General features: G+C 62.7%; 14 protein-coding genes and 1 tRNA gene. 9 read left to right on the top strand and 6 right to left on the bottom strand.

What is annotated here, in order from left to right:
* Positions 1-183: 183 nt before the first annotated feature.
* The gene (locus JQ611_RS33930; RefSeq protein WP_212467912.1) at positions 184-1,032 is read right to left on the bottom strand and encodes an SDR family oxidoreductase; all 849 of its coding nucleotides are present in this window, start codon (positions 1,030-1,032) and stop codon (positions 184-186) included.
* Between the two features lie 148 nt (positions 1,033-1,180).
* On the opposite strand from JQ611_RS33930, the gene JQ611_RS33925 reads away from it, so the two are divergent.
* The 4 genes from JQ611_RS33925 to JQ611_RS33910 all read left to right on the top strand — a co-directional run bounded on the left by JQ611_RS33925 (position 1,181) and on the right by JQ611_RS33910 (position 4,994).
* Positions 1,181-1,576 carry a response regulator gene (locus JQ611_RS33925; protein WP_212467911.1) on the top strand — a complete coding sequence of 132 codons (396 nt, stop codon included), beginning with the start codon at positions 1,181-1,183 and terminating at the stop codon, positions 1,574-1,576.
* Positions 1,577-1,721: 145 nt separating this feature from the next.
* Positions 1,722-2,336 carry a LysE family translocator gene (locus JQ611_RS33920; protein WP_212467910.1) on the top strand — a complete coding sequence of 205 codons (615 nt, stop codon included), beginning with the start codon at positions 1,722-1,724 and terminating at the stop codon, positions 2,334-2,336.
* A 777-nt stretch (positions 2,337-3,113) separates the two neighbouring features.
* Entirely contained in the window at positions 3,114-4,331 is a 1,218-nt protein-coding gene (locus JQ611_RS33915) for a GGDEF domain-containing protein (RefSeq protein ID WP_212467909.1), read from the top strand.
* Positions 4,332-4,370: 39 nt separating this feature from the next.
* A complete protein-coding gene (locus JQ611_RS33910; RefSeq protein WP_212467908.1) occupies positions 4,371-4,994 on the top strand; it encodes a peptidoglycan recognition family protein in 624 nt (207 codons plus the stop codon).
* A 321-nt stretch (positions 4,995-5,315) separates the two neighbouring features.
* Here JQ611_RS33910 and rpoH read toward each other — a convergent pair whose 3' ends face one another.
* Positions 5,316-6,215: an RNA polymerase sigma factor RpoH gene (gene rpoH / locus JQ611_RS33905; protein WP_192736706.1), complete on the bottom strand. Its 900-nt coding sequence runs from the start codon at positions 6,213-6,215 to the stop codon at positions 5,316-5,318.
* Between the two features lie 215 nt (positions 6,216-6,430).
* Positions 6,431-7,411 (bottom strand): RluA family pseudouridine synthase, encoded by a 981-nt coding sequence (locus JQ611_RS33900; protein ID WP_212263244.1) that lies wholly within the window; start codon positions 7,409-7,411, stop codon positions 6,431-6,433.
* A 50-nt stretch (positions 7,412-7,461) separates the two neighbouring features.
* Here JQ611_RS33900 and JQ611_RS33895 point away from each other — a divergent pair, with 50 nt between their 5' ends.
* From JQ611_RS33895 to JQ611_RS33885, 3 genes are all read left to right on the top strand, one after another.
* Positions 7,462-7,797 carry a hypothetical protein gene (locus tag JQ611_RS33895; protein WP_212263086.1) on the top strand — a complete coding sequence of 112 codons (336 nt, stop codon included), beginning with the start codon at positions 7,462-7,464 and terminating at the stop codon, positions 7,795-7,797.
* A gap of 127 nt (positions 7,798-7,924) precedes the next feature.
* The gene (locus JQ611_RS33890; RefSeq protein WP_212263085.1) at positions 7,925-8,566 is read left to right on the top strand and encodes a ubiquinol-cytochrome c reductase iron-sulfur subunit; all 642 of its coding nucleotides are present in this window, start codon (positions 7,925-7,927) and stop codon (positions 8,564-8,566) included.
* 78 nt (positions 8,567-8,644) lie between these two features.
* The gene (locus JQ611_RS33885) at positions 8,645-10,375 is read left to right on the top strand and encodes a methanol/ethanol family PQQ-dependent dehydrogenase (RefSeq protein WP_212467907.1); all 1,731 of its coding nucleotides are present in this window, start codon (positions 8,645-8,647) and stop codon (positions 10,373-10,375) included.
* A 70-nt stretch (positions 10,376-10,445) separates the two neighbouring features.
* Here JQ611_RS33885 and JQ611_RS33880 read toward each other — a convergent pair whose 3' ends face one another.
* From JQ611_RS33880 to JQ611_RS33870, 3 genes are read right to left on the bottom strand one after another with little or no spacing between them, the layout of a single operon-like run.
* Entirely contained in the window at positions 10,446-10,766 is a 321-nt protein-coding gene (locus tag JQ611_RS33880; protein ID WP_312012310.1) for a hypothetical protein, read from the bottom strand.
* Positions 10,767-10,785: 19 nt separating this feature from the next.
* Positions 10,786-13,104, bottom strand: a complete 2,319-nt coding sequence (locus tag JQ611_RS33875; protein ID WP_212467906.1) for a molybdopterin cofactor-binding domain-containing protein — start codon at positions 13,102-13,104, stop codon at positions 10,786-10,788.
* 2 nt (positions 13,105-13,106) lie between these two features.
* The gene (locus JQ611_RS33870) at positions 13,107-13,559 is read right to left on the bottom strand and encodes a (2Fe-2S)-binding protein (protein ID WP_212263082.1); all 453 of its coding nucleotides are present in this window, start codon (positions 13,557-13,559) and stop codon (positions 13,107-13,109) included.
* A gap of 674 nt (positions 13,560-14,233) precedes the next feature.
* Between JQ611_RS33870 and JQ611_RS33865 the strand changes: the two genes are divergently transcribed.
* Together JQ611_RS33865 and JQ611_RS33860 are read left to right on the top strand one after the other, a co-directional pair.
* Positions 14,234-14,635, top strand: coding sequence for a DUF2846 domain-containing protein (locus JQ611_RS33865; protein ID WP_212467905.1), 402 nt, complete (start codon positions 14,234-14,236; stop codon positions 14,633-14,635).
* 116 nt (positions 14,636-14,751) lie between these two features.
* Positions 14,752-14,826, top strand: a tRNA-Glu gene (locus JQ611_RS33860).
* The last annotated feature ends 2 nt before the right edge of the window (positions 14,827-14,828 follow it).

The raw sequence follows: 14,828 nt of genomic DNA, 5'->3' as shown, positions 1-14,828 counted from the left end.
ACGACCTCCCATAAACCCCGCAACGCCCGCCTCGATCGCCCCATCTTAATCGAGGCACCGAGACTTACGACCCATACGCCGCGGCCTCTCGGCGAGAGCGCTGGCGTTAGAGACCTTGAGCAACAACACCTGCCGCGGCGTATGGGTCCCGGCCTTCGCCGGGACGACACCGAATGTATGGCGCTACGAAACCTTCCCCGCACTGACAGCCTTCTCCAGCCGCTTCGCCAGCACCGCCCAATACGTCGCCGGACGAAATCGCTGCAGCAAATCCATGTACCACGCGTCGTTGCCGATCAGAATCCGCGGCTGGTTTTTCTCGATGCCGAGGATGATGCGCTGTGCCGCCGCCGGCGGCGTCGTCTTCGCCACCGCATCGAAGCGGTCGATCGATTGGGCGCGGCGGGCGTTGTCGGTGACGCCGGTGCCGGTGCGGGAATTGCGTACGATGCTGGTGGCGACGCCGCCGGGATGCACCACCGACAATCGCACTGAACTGTTCGCCATCGCGAGCTCATGCCGCAGGCTTTCCGAAAAGCCGCGCACCGCGAATTTCGCCGCGCAATAGGCGGTCTGGCCGGGCGGCGCGATGATGCCGAAGATCGAGGAGAGATTGACGATATGCGCCTCGCGCTGCTTCGCCAGAATCGGCAGGAACGCGCGCGTGCCGTGCACCGTGCCCCAGAAATTGATGTTGAACAGCCAGTCCATCTGCGCCTGCTCGATCTCGCTGAACTGGCCGAGCAATGCGACGCCGGCATTGTTGATCACGATGTTCAGCCTGGGATGCGCGGCGCTGGCGGCTTCAGCGAATTCCGCGATTTGGCCCGGCTCGCCGACATCGACGCGGTGCGTCGAGACCTTGCGCTGGTGCGCTTTTGCGATCTCGGCGGCGACCTGCTGCAGTCCGGCCTCGTCGCGGTCGGCGAGCGCCAGATCGCAGCCGCGCGCGGCCAGTTCAAGCGCCAGGGCGCGGCCGATGCCGCTGGCCGCGCCGGTCACGGCGGCGGCCGATCCATTGATGGCAGTCATGCGAGGTCAGCTCCGACAGATGAGAAAACAGGCAGGCGCGCATTGCGGCGCGGGTTCCCGCATCTTTCGCAAATTGGAACCGAACATAAAGCGATTTTCGGCTTTAACCCCCGTTAGGTTGATGAATACCCATTCAGGAGGGCGACTCATGGGACAATCAAAACCCTTTCGTGCGACCGCACTCGTTGTCGAAGACGATCCGATGCAGCGCGAAATGATCTGCCTGTTGCTGGAAGAAAGCGACATGGACGTGATCGAGTGCGAAAGCGCGGAGGCCGCCGAACTGGTGCTGGAGGAGGCGGGGGCGAGCCTCGTCCTGATGATGACCGACGTCCAGCTCGCCGGCCACAAGAACGGCGTGGAGCTCGCGCATGTCGCCAAGAAATTCAATCCGGACATCGATGTGATCGTGACCTCAGGCAAACCGCTGCGGCAGCAGCTGCCGGATGGCGCCAGATTCTGGGCGAAGCCCTGGGCGCCGCTGGATGTGATCCGCGAGGCGGAAAGGATGTCGATCGCCTGGAGCCGGATGGGCGAGGCGTAGTGGCCATCGACCCATCATCTGTCATGGCCGGGCTTGACCCGGTAGCCAGCACGGCTTCGTGATCCCAGCGGTGCGGCTGCGCTGCTTCCGCGACCGGCCGCGCCATGATATGGCCGGCCATGCTCGCAGCCGATGGGGCCGGTCCATGACACTATCCTTCCTGCTCACCACGCTGATCGTGGTCGCATCCCCCGGCACCGGCGTGCTCTACACGCTGGCGGTGGCGCTGACGCAAGGCGGCCGCGCCTCGATCGCCGCCGCGTTCGGCTGCACGCTCGGGATCCTGCCGCAGATGCTGGCGGCGATGCTCGGGCTTGCGGCCGTGCTGCATACCAGCGCTTTGGCGTTCGCGGTGTTGAAATGGTGCGGCGTGGTCTATCTGCTCTTCATGGCCTGGCAGGCGCTGCGCGAAACCGGTGTGCTTGCCATCGACGCCCGGCCGGCGCCGGGGCGATCGAGCCGGCGGGTGATCGTCACGGCGGTCCTGATCAACATCCTCAACCCAAAGCTCTCGATCTTTTTCCTCGCCTTCCTGCCGCAGTTCATCGCGGTGGACGAGGCCTATCCCTTGGCGCGGATGCTGGAATTGAGCGGGGTCTTCATGGCGATGACGTTTGCGGTGTTCGCGCTCTACGGCCTGTTCGCAGCCGGCGTCCGCGACCGCGTCATCACCCGGCCGAGGGTGATGGCCTGGCTGCGCCGCAGCTTTGCGGCGGGATTTGCCGCGCTCGGCGCGAAGCTGGCGTTTGCGGAGAGATAGATGTTTTCGTCATGCCCCGGCTTGACCGGGGCATCCAGGACTCAAGGTCTGTCGGTGTGTACTGGATCGCCCGGTCAAGCCGGGCGATGACCCCGGAAACAAAAAGCGGGCCCGAGGCCCGCTGCTTTCGAAATCGAATGGTTTTGCAATTGGGAGGCTTGAAAGTGGAAGCCTTGAACGTAAGTAGAGCCTTGAAAGTCGAGCTTTGAAAGTGGGGCCTCGAAGGTGGAAGCCCGGGCGGAACTGAGCGCCCCACCCGGGCCAAAATTCACTTCTTCGACTTCTTGGCCTTCTTCGCCTTCTTCACCTTTTTCGCCTTCTTCGCTTTCTTAGCCATAGTAAATCCTCTCAAGGTTTTAATGGATTGAAACGCGACTCCGAGGCATGCTTGGCGGAGGGCCAACCTCGCAACATCCTCGATTGCAATTGCAACAGATTCGCGGCGCGCTGCCGCGTGCTGTCACGTCGCCGTCATCACGTTATCCACAGGTGTTATGCATTTTGATGTGCTTTTCCGCCGAAATGCCGTTCGCAACACCGATCGCGCGGCGCGCATCATGCTTAACGATGCCCCAACGCGCGCGCTCTTCATCAATTTAAAACCACGGTATTGATTACCCGGCGACGGTGAGAGTCCGTTAAGCGAGAAGGGCGCACCTTGTCCGTAAGACAACGGGGATTGTCGATCGGGGAAACGCCCGCGGAGGTGCAAGCCTTGAGCGATCTGATGGGGCGATCTAACAGGGGAGACGGGGCCGCAAACGTCCCGGACAGGCGATGCTGAGCGTTCCGACGCTGTGGACGGTGTTCGTCATCAATTTTCTCGCGCTGGGTCTGATCTGGGCCTACGTGATCCGCAGCTATCCGTCGTTCTATGCCGCGCGATACTGGACCGGCTCCTCGTTCGTGGCGGCGGCAGGCGCGGCCGTGGCGATGCTGCGCGTCATGACCGACGCACTCTGGCCGCTGCTCATCGCGGGCACCGCGATGATTCTCGCGCTCTGCCTCGCCGCGATGGGCGTTCAGAAATTCTTCGAAAAGCCGGTGTCGTGGCGCGCCACCTGGCTGGTCATGGGGCTGAGCTTCGCCGGCCTTTCCTTTTTCATGTTCGCCTATGACAGCGCGCCGGCGCGCATCACCATCTTCACCATCGCCCAGGTTCTTCCGCTGGCGCTGAGCATCAAATTGCTGCTGACCCCGCATCAGGGCCGCGTCAATCCGGGTGCGCGGCTGGCTGCCATCGTCGCCAGCCTCATCATCGCCATCTATGGAGTCCGGCTGGTCGGCGGCATCGTCGGCAATGTCAACTACATGCATTTCAGCCCGGTGCAGTCGGGTATGATCCTGGTGATGGTGTTCCTGTCGATGGCGCTGAATTTCGGCTTCCTGCTGATGGCGATGGACCATCTGCGCAGCGAAGTCGCCGATCTGGCGCTGCTCGACGACCTCACCGGCGTCGGCAACCGCCGCCATTTGGTGCAGCGCCTGACCGAGGAATGCGCCCGCTCGGAGCGCAGCAACCAGCCGTTCGCGCTGCTGGTGATCGACCTCGACGGCTTCAAGGGCATCAACGACACCTACGGTCACGCCGCCGGCGACGCCTGCCTGCAGCATTTCACCCTGATGGCGCAAACCCGCCTGCGCCCCGGCGACATGCTGGCGCGGTCGGGCGGCGACGAGTTCTGCATCGTGCTGCCGTCCTCGACCTTGCGCGAGGGCGCGATGATCGCGCGCCGGGTACTGGAAGTATGCCGCGCCGATGCCGAGCAATGCATGGGCAAGGATATTCCGATCTCGGTCTCGATCGGCGTCGCACAGTGGACCCGGGAGATGGGGGCGTTCCCCGACCGTCTGATTGCGGCCGCCGACCACGCGCTCTACGACGCCAAGAAGGGCGGCCGAAACTGCTTTGCGACCTACGAGCCCGCGCCGCCGCTGGCGCCCGGGATCGAAATATCCGTGCTGGCGGATGCGAGCTTGCGCAAGCGCGCCTGAACCATGTTACTCAAGGGATCGTCATTGGATCCTTAGCGTATGAAGCTCCGCCGCCTTGCGATTGCGCTCTGCGCCATCGCGTTCGCTCTTCCCGCTGCTGCCCAAACGCCCGACCTCGCCACCATCGCGCGATCGTCCGGCACGCCCGAGATTCCGGGGTTGAAGATGGTCTGGCTGGCGCCATGGGGCGACCTTGCAAAGGCGCATCCCTGGCGCAACATCATCGTGCACCAGACCGAAGGCCCGGCCGGCTCGGCCCGCGGCGGTGCGCAGGCGCAATTCAAAAATCCGACGCGGCGCGGCGTCATGGTCTGGGTCGAAACCGACGGCACCGTGTACTGGGCGGTGCCGGAAAATCTGGTGCCGACCCACGGCGACGGCGGCAACCGCAACGACAACAAATACATCGACAACGGTCCGACCTTTCGTCAGGTGGTCGGCAACAATTCGGTCGGCGTGGAATTCGCCGGCAATTTTCCCGACGTGACGCGCGGCCCCACCGAGGCGCAGGTGGCGGCGTGGCGCATCCTGGTCAAGGTACTGCGCACGCGTTACGGCATCCCGCTGACGCGGGTCTATGCGCATAACTGGATCGACTTCAAGGACGCCCGGTATTGCGAAGGCTGCGAGCTTGCAAAGCTGGCGCGGGAGTGGGGCGAATAAGCTCTCAGTCTCGGCGCGCTGCCGGAGCACGTTGAACCAGTCCACCAGTCAGTATCGAGGATTATCTGCGGCGTATTAGTGAGTTCGTCGTCCCGGCCTTAAGCTCAGATGTGCAATTGCACATCGGGGACCCATAGCCACAAATATTCATTGATGCGACGTGGTAAGAAAGGCAACTAACACTGCCCCTCTCACATCGGCTGCGGCGTATGGGTCCCCGCCTTCGCGGGGACGACAGCGGAGGTGTAGAACCAGCACCCCCCAAAACAAAAAAGCCGGCGTTGCCGCCGGCTTTCGTCGTTCATTGTCTTGGCCGCGAAATTAGTGCGCGGCTTCGAGCACGGCGGCTTCCTGCCGGGCAATCGTGCCCTTGACGGCCGACTGCACCTTCTCGAAAGCACGGACCTCGATCTGTCGCACGCGCTCGCGCGACACGCCGAATTCGGCGGCGAGGTCTTCCAGCGTCATCGGCTCTTCCGCCAGACGCCGCGCCTCGAAGATGCGGCGTTCGCGCGGGTTGAGCACACCGATGGCGCCGTTCAGCGCCTGCCGGCGATGATCGAACTCCTCGTGTTCAGCCATGATGGCTTCCTGGTTGGGCGAGTTATCGACCAGCCAGTCCTGCCATTCGCCGGCTTCACCGTCGTCGCGGATCGGAGCGTTGAGCGACGCGTCGCCACCGAGGCGGCGGTTCATGTCGATCACGTCCTGATTCGTCACGCCGAGGCGCTTGGCAATGATCGCCACCTGATCGGGGCGGAGATCGCCTTCGTCCAGCGCGGAGATCTTGCTCTTCGCCTTGCGCAGGTTGAAGAACAGCTTCTTCTGGTTCGCGGTGGTGCCCATTTTCACGAGCGACCAGGAACGCAGAATGTACTCTTGTATTGACGCCTTGATCCACCACATGGCGTAGGTAGCGAGTCGGAAGCCCTTTTCGGGTTCGAACCGCTTGACCGCCTGCATCAGGCCGACATTGCCTTCCGAGACGACCTCGGAAATAGGCAGGCCGTAGCCGCGATAGCCCATGGCGATCTTGGCGACGAGCCGGAGATGGCTGGTGACAAGGTGATGTGCCGCGTCGCGATCGTCATGTTCACGCCAACGCTTGGCGAACATGTATTCCTGCTGGGGTTCCAGCATCGGAAATTTGCGGATCTCGGCGAGGTACCGGGAAAGACCGGATTCTCCATTGAGAACCGGTAACGTAGCTGTACGGGCCATTTAGCGCCCTCCAGTGGTTCAGGCCCCCGATAGCGGCGGGCCCGGCAGACGGCCGCTGTGTTAAAGCCAGCCGGGCTGCGATGTTCCGCGTTGGATATTCAACGCAGGTGCAACATACACCAAATGGGGGCCAATAGGGAAGGATTGCTGACGTCACGTCCCCGTGTGCCAGCTATAACCTGTTGTCATAGCAACGCTTTTCTGGATCGGCTGCGTCATAGCGCCGCTTCGAGGGCGCCTTTCAAGAGAAGCAAATCCTCCGGCAAAGCCGCTTCCCAGTGCAAAAGCTCTCCGGTCCGGGGATGCTCCAAGGTAAGCAGGTAGGCGTGCAGGGCCTGCCGGCCGAGGGCGGCCAAGGCCGTCTGACCTCCAGGCCGGAGCTGGCCGGCCTTGGTCTTGAAGTGCGGGCCATAGACCGCGTCGCCCATCAGGGGGTGGCCGATATGGGAAAGATGCACCCGGATCTGATGGGTCCGTCCGGTCTCGAGTTGGCAGGCCAGCAGTGAGGCGACCGGTTTGCCGTCCCGACCATTGAAGGCCGCCTGCAACTCCCAATGAGTAACCGCTTCACGGCCGCTGTCGCGGACCGCCATTTTCTCGCGGGCAAAGGGATGCCGGTCGATCGGCGCATTGACCGTGCCGCGCTGGCGGTTCGGCACGCCCCAGATAAAGGCCATATAGCCGCGCCGCATTGGGCCGGTACGGCCATGGTCGGCGAATTGCGCCGTGAGTGATTGGTGCGCGCGGTCGTTTTTGGCGACGACCATCAACCCCGTCGTGTCTTTGTCGAGCCGGTGCACGATGCCCGGGCGGCGGACGCCGCCGATGCCGGAAAGGCTTGCGCCGCAATGGGCAATCAGCGCGTTGACGAGCGTGCCGGTTTCATGGCCGGCAGCGGGATGCACGACCAGGCCCTTTGGCTTGTCGATGACGATAATGTCCTCATCCTCGAACACGATATCGAGCGCGATATCCTCGCCCTTTGGCTCGGGCGGGGTGGCCTCCGGGACGTCGATTGTGATCGTATCGCCTTTGGCAACATGATAAGCGGGGTCGCGAATGGGGGTGCCCTTGGCGGTGACGGAACCGGCGAGGATCAACGCCTTCAGGCGGGACCGCGACAGTTCGGGGCGAAGCACCGCGAGCACACGGTCGAGCCGGGGCGATCCTTCGTCGCCGCCGACCGTGACCTCCAGCCTCTCGCCGTTATTCGAAGACGTGACTTGTTCCAAAGAAGAGCCTTTGCATGACTGAAACCGTTGCGCCCGAACCGACCCCCGAACAGGCCGCGCTGTTTGCGCGGGTGCGGCGGATGATGCTGATCGCAGGCCTGACCTCGGCGCTCGCCGTCGCCATCGTCCTGACCGCCATCGGCTATCGTCTTTATCGCAGCGAGGGAAGCCCCGCAGCGATATCAGATACCACGGCGACGCTGCCGAAAGGCGCCCGTATCGTCTCCACCGGCGTCGCCGGCGACCGGCTGGTCGTGACCCTCGATATCGGCGGCGTAACTGAAATCCGCACATTTGATGCAAAGACGCTGAAACCTGCAGGGCAGCTGAAGTTCGTGAGCGAGCCCTGAGCGGAGCGATCAACGGCCGCTCGTCGAACTCAACTTCAGAATGCAAGGTGATTTTTCGCGTAGCAGCAACGCTGGCAAGTTGGACGCTCGCCATTTTTTTGGCTGAGTTGCACGCTCAGCTTGCGTCATGTCGGAATCCAACCCCAGCGCCGCGGTTCCCATCGACGACATCGTCGAACACGATGGCGCGGTTTCATGTTCCGATCCGACGCGGCGCGCGATGTTGCTGACGGCGCTTGCGACTTGCGCCTGTCTTGCTGCTCCAGAGCCCTCCGTTGCGGAGGATGATCAGCCCGGCAGCAATCTGCGGCCGCAAAAAGCCGACACGCTCGTTTTCTCGGAAGGGGACCGCGCGGGCGAGGTCATCAAGCCCGAGGATTTGAAGCTCGGCGGGCCTCCCGTGCGCGCCTGGCCAAAGGACCCCAAGACCGCCGTGATCCGCAAGGGCTCGCGGTTGAACGAGCTTTTGGTGGTCAGGCTCGATCCAGCCGAGCTGGACGACGACACGCGATCACGCAGCGCCGACGGCATCGTCGCCTATTCGCTGATCTGTTCGCACACGGGATGCCCCGTCACCGGCTGGGTGAAACAGGCCTCGGGCGACAAGCTCGTGTTCAAATGTGCCTGCCACAACTCCGAATATGATCCGCGGGAAAGCGCAAAAGTCCTGTTCGGGCCGGCGCCGCGGCGACTGGCGGCGCTTCCGCTGGCGATCTCCGATGGTGCCCTCACCGTCACTGCAACATTCATCGGAAAGGTAGGTACCTAACGCGGGGATGAAGCCGCATCGGGTTTTCGCACGACCATGGAATGAATGAAAAAAAACAAAACAGGGAGGTTGCGTCTCATGACCGCGAAACAATGGTTATTGTCGAGCTCTGTCGCATTCACGTGCCTTGTCTCAGCCGCCGCCGGCGCTGGACCGATCGAGAATTACAGCCCGGTGACGTCGGCCCGCCTCGAAAAACCCGAACCCGGCAACTGGATGCTGTATCGCAGGACTTATGACGGGCAGGGCTACAGCCCGCTCGACCAGATCAACACCTCGAACGTCAAGGACCTCACGCCGGTATGGACCTTCTCGACCGGTGTGGTCGAAGGCCATGAGGCGCCGCCGATCGTCAACTGTGGCGTGATGTTCGTCGCGACGCCTGCGGGGCAGGTGATCGCGCTCAATGCCAAGACTGGCGACGAGTACTGGCGATACAAGCGCCAGCTTCCCGACGATCTCTTTCAATTGCATCCGACCAACCGCGGCGTCGGATTGTGGCAGGACAAGTTGTATCTCGCGACCACCGACGATCACGTCGTCGCGCTCGACGCCAAGACCGGCAAGGTGCTGTGGGACACCAAGGTTCAGGACTACAAGAAGGGTCAGTACCTGACGCTGATGCCGCTGATCGTCGACGGCAAGGTGATCGTCGGCGGTTCCGGTGGTGAATTCGGCGTGCGCGGATATGTTGTCGCGTACGATGCCGAGAACGGCAAGGAACTGTGGCGCACCTTTACGATTCCGGGTCCAGGCGAGCCCGGGCACGAAACCTGGACCGGTGACGACTGGAAATCGGGCGGCGCGCCGGCCTGGATGACCGGCAACTACGACATCGAAACCAAGACCATCTATTGGGGCACCGGCAATGCCGCACCCTGGCCGGGCAATACTCATCCCGGCGACAATCTCTACTCAACCTCGGTGCTCGCGCTCGCCCCCGAGAACGGAAGGATAAAGACATACTTCCAGTACCATCAGAACGATTCATGGGACTGGGACGAGGTCGAGGCGCCGATGCTGGTCGACCTGCAAAAGGACGGTCGCACCATCAAGAGCCTGATTCATCCCGGCCGCAACGCGATCTTCTGGGTGCTCGAGCGCAAGGCGGACAAGATCAACTACGTCAGCGGCTGGCCCTTTGTTCACACCGACGTCTGGAAAGGAATCGAGCCGGAGACCGGCAGGCCGATCGTCGATCCCGCGCACAAGCCGGTGATTGGCAAGCGGGTCGAGTTCTGTCCGTCACTGTGGGGCGGCAAGGATTGGCCGTCGGCGGCCTATAGCCAGAAGACCGGCCTGGTCTACGTGCCCGCCAACGAGAATTTCTGCGGCGGCTTCACCGGCGAGAAAGTGCCGCTGGTTGCGGGCCAGCTTTGGCTCGGCACCAAGCCCGAGGACATCGGCCTGAAGGTTCGCCCCGGCGCTGATCATTTTGGCGAACTGCAGGCGTGGGATCCGGCCACCGGGAAAAAGGTCTGGCAGCAGAATTTCCCCAAATCGCAATTGTTCGGCTCGGTGACTGCGACGGCGGGTGACCTCGTTTTCGTTGGCGGCACCAACGACCGCATGTTCCGTGCCTACCACGCCAAGACGGGCGAGAAGTTGTGGGAGCAGAAGACCAACTCCGGCATCGTGGGCATGCCGATCGCCTATGAGGTCGACGGCACGCAATATATCGCCGTGCAGTCCGGTTGGGGCGTGGATGCACAACGCATCCAGGACGCGCTGGCGACGCAGAATAACGTGGGTGTCGAGAACAACGTGCCGCAAGGCGGCGTCGTCTGGGTATTCGCCGTCAAGAAGTGACGGCCGAACAAATCGGCGGATAGAGCGGTCTGGAGAGCGGCGGGTTCAACCCGCCGCTTTCTATTTCAAGTCATTTGCCCTTGGAATCGACCTTCGACTTTTCGGTTTCGTTCATCTGCTTGATGGTCGGATCCCGGCTGGCTTCGCCGGTGGTTTGCGTCGTCGTGGCTGCTGGCCCGCTGCTTGGAATCGAAGTCTGGCCTGACGGCGTTTTTGCCGGCCGGGTTGCCGTTGTGTCCGGCGCGGCGTTGGTCTGGGCGTTCGCTGCCTGCATGTCAAAAAGAAGGACGCCCGACAGCATGGCTGCCGCGAGCGTCCCTAACCTCACCATCGTGATTTTCATCGACATTTTCATCGACCTAGCTCCTGTCAGATCGATGAAAACGGCCACAGCCCTTTAACGTTCCTTGTCACGCCTCCAGTTGCTTGCCGATCGGCAGGCTCCGGATGCGCTTTCCGGTGGCGGCGAAGATCGCGTTGATCAACGCCGGCGCGAACGGCGGCACGCCGGGTTCGCCGACGCCGCTGGGCGGCGTGTCGGGCCCCGGCGGCACGATATAGACGTGGGTCACCAGCGGTGACTCGTCCATCCGGATCACAGGGAAATCGTCGAAATTGCCCTGTTGCACCTTGCCGTCCTTGAAGGTGATCTCGCCATGTTTGGCAAGGCTCAGCCCCATGATCGCAGCGCCCTCGATCTGGGATTCGATGCGCTCCGGATTGACATAGGTTCCGCAATCGATCGCGGTATCGACCCTGGGCACCGTGAACTTGCCCTTGTCGTCAACGGCGACCTCGACGATGGTCGCGATGTAGCTGACGAAACTCCGGTGCACGGCGATGCCGAGCCCGTGGCCTTTCGGCACGGACCGTCCCCAGCCGCCCTTGTCCGCGACGAGCTCGACCACCTTGCGAAGGCGGGCGGTGTCGATCGGATAGCTGCTATAGGGCTCGCCGTAGTTCCAGGGGTCCTTCACCGACGACAGGTTGACGAGGCGCGGCGATCCGATCAGCTCCAGCAGCATGTCCTTCGGGTCGCGCTTGGTAGCAGAAGCGATTTCGGCGACCATGGACTGGACCGCGAAGGCGCGCGGGATGTTCGACACCGCACGGAACCAGCCGATGCGGGTATGCGCGGCCGCCTCCGGATTCTCGCATTGCAGGTTGGCGATCTCGAACGGATTGTCGATCAGTCCCATGCCGAGTTCGAACGGCGCCTCATGCTTCGCACCAGCTGCGAAGGTCGAGGCAATCGTCGGGGCGACGCTGCGGTGCCGCCACGCGATTACCTTGCCGCTCTTGTCTAGCCCGGCCTCGATGCGTTCCACCGAGACGGTGTGCAGGAAGCCGTGACGAACATCGTCCTCTCGCGTCCATTGCACCTTCACGGGCGCACCGAGTTCCTTCGACAGCAGTGCCGCCTCGATCGCGAAATCGCATTTCGATTTGCGCCCGAAGCCGCCGCCGAGCAGCGTGACGTTGACGGTGACGTTGGCGTCGGGGATGCCGAGTGTCTTGGCGACGTCTTCGCGCGTGCCCCCGGCACTTTGCACCGGCGCCCAGATTTCGCACCTGTCGCCTTTGACGTCGGCGACCGCGACCGGCGGCTCCATGCTGACATGCGCCAGATGCGGCAAATAATACTCAGCCGCGATCACCTTGTCGGCGCCTTTCAACGCCGCATCGGCGTCGCCTTCCTTGCGCACCACCAGTCCCGGTTTTCGCGCGGCCTCTTCCAGCGAAGCCCGGTAGGCGACCGAGTCGTATTTGCCGTTGGCGCCGTCATCCCAGACGATCTTCAGCGCGTCGCGCCCCTTGATCGCAGCCCCGGTGTTGCGGGCGATCACGGCAACGCCACCGAGCGGCTGGAATTTGGATGGCCACGGCCAGCCCTTGACCTCCAATACCTTCTCGACTCCAGAGACCTTCATCGCTTCCGCCGCGTCGAACGACTTCACCTTGCCGCCGGTTACCGGCGGACGGGCGATGACGGCGTATTTCATGCCCGGCAGACGGATATCGGCGCCGTAATGCGCCTTGCCGACGGTGATGTCCCTGAGGTCGACGATGCCGATCTGGCCCTTGCCGAGATAGCGGAAATCCTTCTGGTCCTTCAGCTTCAAGCCTTCGATGCCGGGCACCGATTCCTTGGCGGCATCGGCGGCAAGATCGCCAAAGCCAAGCTTGCGTCCGCTCGCAGCGTGGACCACCTCGTGATTGCGGGCCTTCACCTCGGTCGCCGGCACGCCCCAGCGCTTGGCGGCGGCGGCCTCCAGCATCGAGCGTGCCGAGGCGCCGATCTGGCGCATCGGCATCAGATAATGCCGCGTGCTGCGCGAGCCGTCGGTATCCTGGTTGCCGTATTTGGCCTCGTTGCCGGGCGCCTGCTGAACGCGGACGCGCGACCAGTCGGCTTCCATCTCCTCGGCGACGATCAGCGGCAGGCTGGTGCGCACGCCGGTTCCCATCTCGGCGCGGTGGCCGACGATGGTGACGATGCCGTCGGGCGCGATCGAGACGAACACGCGTGGATCGACCACGGTGCCGTGCGGCATCTTCGATGCGCCGGTCTCATAGGCGGCGAAAGCCGGGCGTGACATCACGGGCGCCGCGAGCGCAAAGCCGCCGGCGATGCCGAGGCCCTTCAGGATGCTGCGGCGGGAAACGTTCTCGACCTTGAGGTGCCGCTCAAAGCCACGGAGTTTTTTGGGATTGGTGAGGATATTCATGATCACACCCCCGTTGACGCGAGATGCACGGCATTCTCGATGCGCTGGTAGCAGCCGCAGCGGCAGATGTTGCCCGCCATCGCTTCGCGGATCTGGTCATGGGAAGGTTTTGGATTGTCCATCAATAGCGCGGCGCCCTGCATGATCTGGCCGGTCTGGCAATAGCCGCATTGCGGGACATTGAGCTGGCGCCAGGCCTTCTGCACCGGGTGATCGCCGGTCGGGTGCAGGCCCTCGATGGTGGTGACGTCGCGGCCGACTACGTCGGAAACCGAGGTGATGCAGGCGCGCACGGCCTGCTTGTCGATGATGACGGTGCACGAGCCGCACAGGGCCTGGCCGCAGCCATATTTGGTTCCCGTCAGTCCCACCTCATCCCGGAGAAACCAGAGTAACGGAAGATCCGGATCGCCATCCCAATTTTGTTCCTGGCCGTTTATCTTCACCTTGATCATGGCTGTCCCTCGCTCTTTTTAAGCTGTTGATCTGTTTGCGGCGCGAGCCGGAACACATTTCCATTCGCTCGGATCGCCGCGCGGGTTTCCCTGCCCCAAAGGCAATTTTCGTGAAGGCAATCTGGTTAAGGCAATTTGCTGTTTGCGGATGTCCTTTCGCGATTTGGCCGAGGCGCCCTCGGCATCAGGAATGCCGCGATGCTATCAGACGTTAACGACGCGGTGACTTCACAGACAGGTGTTTTGGATTTGCCGTTTGTCGAAAGCAGGGCTTCCGGCGGTTGGCCGGTTTCCTCGCCACGGCGGAAGCCCGGCAACGAAGGAGTTCGTTCGCCCGGCGTTGAACCGCCGAGGAGGAGACGCTGGATACAACCGGTGGCCAAAATCCTCCCGTTCGAGGCCAGGACGCTAAAACCCGCCGGCAGGCTGAAATTCGTCAGCAAAACGCTCAGCGGCCAATCGCAATAGGGTCTGAAGAAGAAACTCCTCTGGGTGTATTGCTAATCCAGACAACTTTTGATCTAGCTTCGTCGAAGGGACATCAGCTGAGATCGGAAATGGGGCGGCTCCACCGTATTGTTATCGCGTTCTGCGTTGCGTTGCAGTTGGCGGCATGCGCCGGAACTTCGGCGATTGAATCTCAAACCAAGCAAAAGGATTCCCGGCTGGCGAGAATGTACTTCCTGCGCGAGCAGGGCGTTCTCGGCGCGTTGGGCGGATCGGCTCCGGCGGCGGAAGTCAAAGTCGACGGAAAAGCCGTTGGGGCGGTGACCAACGGCTCCTACATCTTCGTCGATCGTTCGCCCGGTTCCTACAGGCTTTCGGTTCAATCGGGCATATCCCTCGCGTTCGAGACCGACGTGCAGGTCGAGGCGGGCAAAGCGTATTACTTTAATATCGGGGTCCCAAAGACGGGCGCCCCCGGACAGGACCTCGTCAATCAAGCCTATGCCGGTGGCAGCGGACAGCAGATGCGCGCCCAGTCCGCACTGAGTTCCGGATTCTCAGGGGCCGTCTTCTACAGTCTCGACCCTTCGGCCGGCGCCGCCGCCATCGCCCAGTTGAAGGCGCCCTGAAGCCTGATTTCGATGCCAAACCGGCAAAATCACGCCCGGCCCGCCGCAGTTCGCCAAAACCATGGCCTTCAGCGCCTTGCAGCCGGACGATTTCGCGGCTATTCCCTCCAGCCAACGCTCCCTTCGTCTAGCGGTTAGGACGCGGCCCTCTCAAGGCTGAAACAGGGGTTCGATTCCCCTAGGGAGCGCCAGT

This window comes from Bradyrhizobium sp. AUGA SZCCT0182, from assembly GCF_018130185.1.
Classification (GTDB): Bacteria; Pseudomonadota; Alphaproteobacteria; order Rhizobiales; family Xanthobacteraceae; genus Bradyrhizobium.
The sequence above is the reverse complement of the archived record's forward strand: the minus strand, read 5'-3'. Positions and strand labels throughout refer to the sequence as shown.

Excerpts from the sequence above, each read along its gene's own strand:
- JQ611_RS33895 (WP_212263086.1), top strand. The coding sequence starts at position 7,462 with ATGACTGAAACCGTTGCGCCCGAACCGACCCCCGAACAGGCCGCGCTG.
- JQ611_RS33930 (WP_212467912.1), bottom strand. The coding sequence starts at position 1,032 with ATGACTGCCATCAATGGATCGGCCGCCGCCGTGACCGGCGCGGCCAGC.
- JQ611_RS33915 (WP_212467909.1), top strand. The coding sequence starts at position 3,114 with ATGCTGAGCGTTCCGACGCTGTGGACGGTGTTCGTCATCAATTTTCTC.
- rpoH (WP_192736706.1), bottom strand. The coding sequence starts at position 6,215 with ATGGCCCGTACAGCTACGTTACCGGTTCTCAATGGAGAATCCGGTCTT.
- JQ611_RS33910 (WP_212467908.1), top strand. The coding sequence starts at position 4,371 with ATGAAGCTCCGCCGCCTTGCGATTGCGCTCTGCGCCATCGCGTTCGCT.
- JQ611_RS33920 (WP_212467910.1), top strand. The coding sequence starts at position 1,722 with ATGACACTATCCTTCCTGCTCACCACGCTGATCGTGGTCGCATCCCCC.
- JQ611_RS33885 (WP_212467907.1), top strand. The coding sequence starts at position 8,645 with ATGACCGCGAAACAATGGTTATTGTCGAGCTCTGTCGCATTCACGTGC.
- JQ611_RS33865 (WP_212467905.1), top strand. The coding sequence starts at position 14,234 with ATGTACTTCCTGCGCGAGCAGGGCGTTCTCGGCGCGTTGGGCGGATCG.
- JQ611_RS33890 (WP_212263085.1), top strand. The coding sequence starts at position 7,925 with ATGTCGGAATCCAACCCCAGCGCCGCGGTTCCCATCGACGACATCGTC.
- JQ611_RS33875 (WP_212467906.1), bottom strand. The coding sequence starts at position 13,104 with ATGAATATCCTCACCAATCCCAAAAAACTCCGTGGCTTTGAGCGGCAC.
- JQ611_RS33925 (WP_212467911.1), top strand. The coding sequence starts at position 1,181 with ATGGGACAATCAAAACCCTTTCGTGCGACCGCACTCGTTGTCGAAGAC.
- JQ611_RS33870 (WP_212263082.1), bottom strand. The coding sequence starts at position 13,559 with ATGATCAAGGTGAAGATAAACGGCCAGGAACAAAATTGGGATGGCGAT.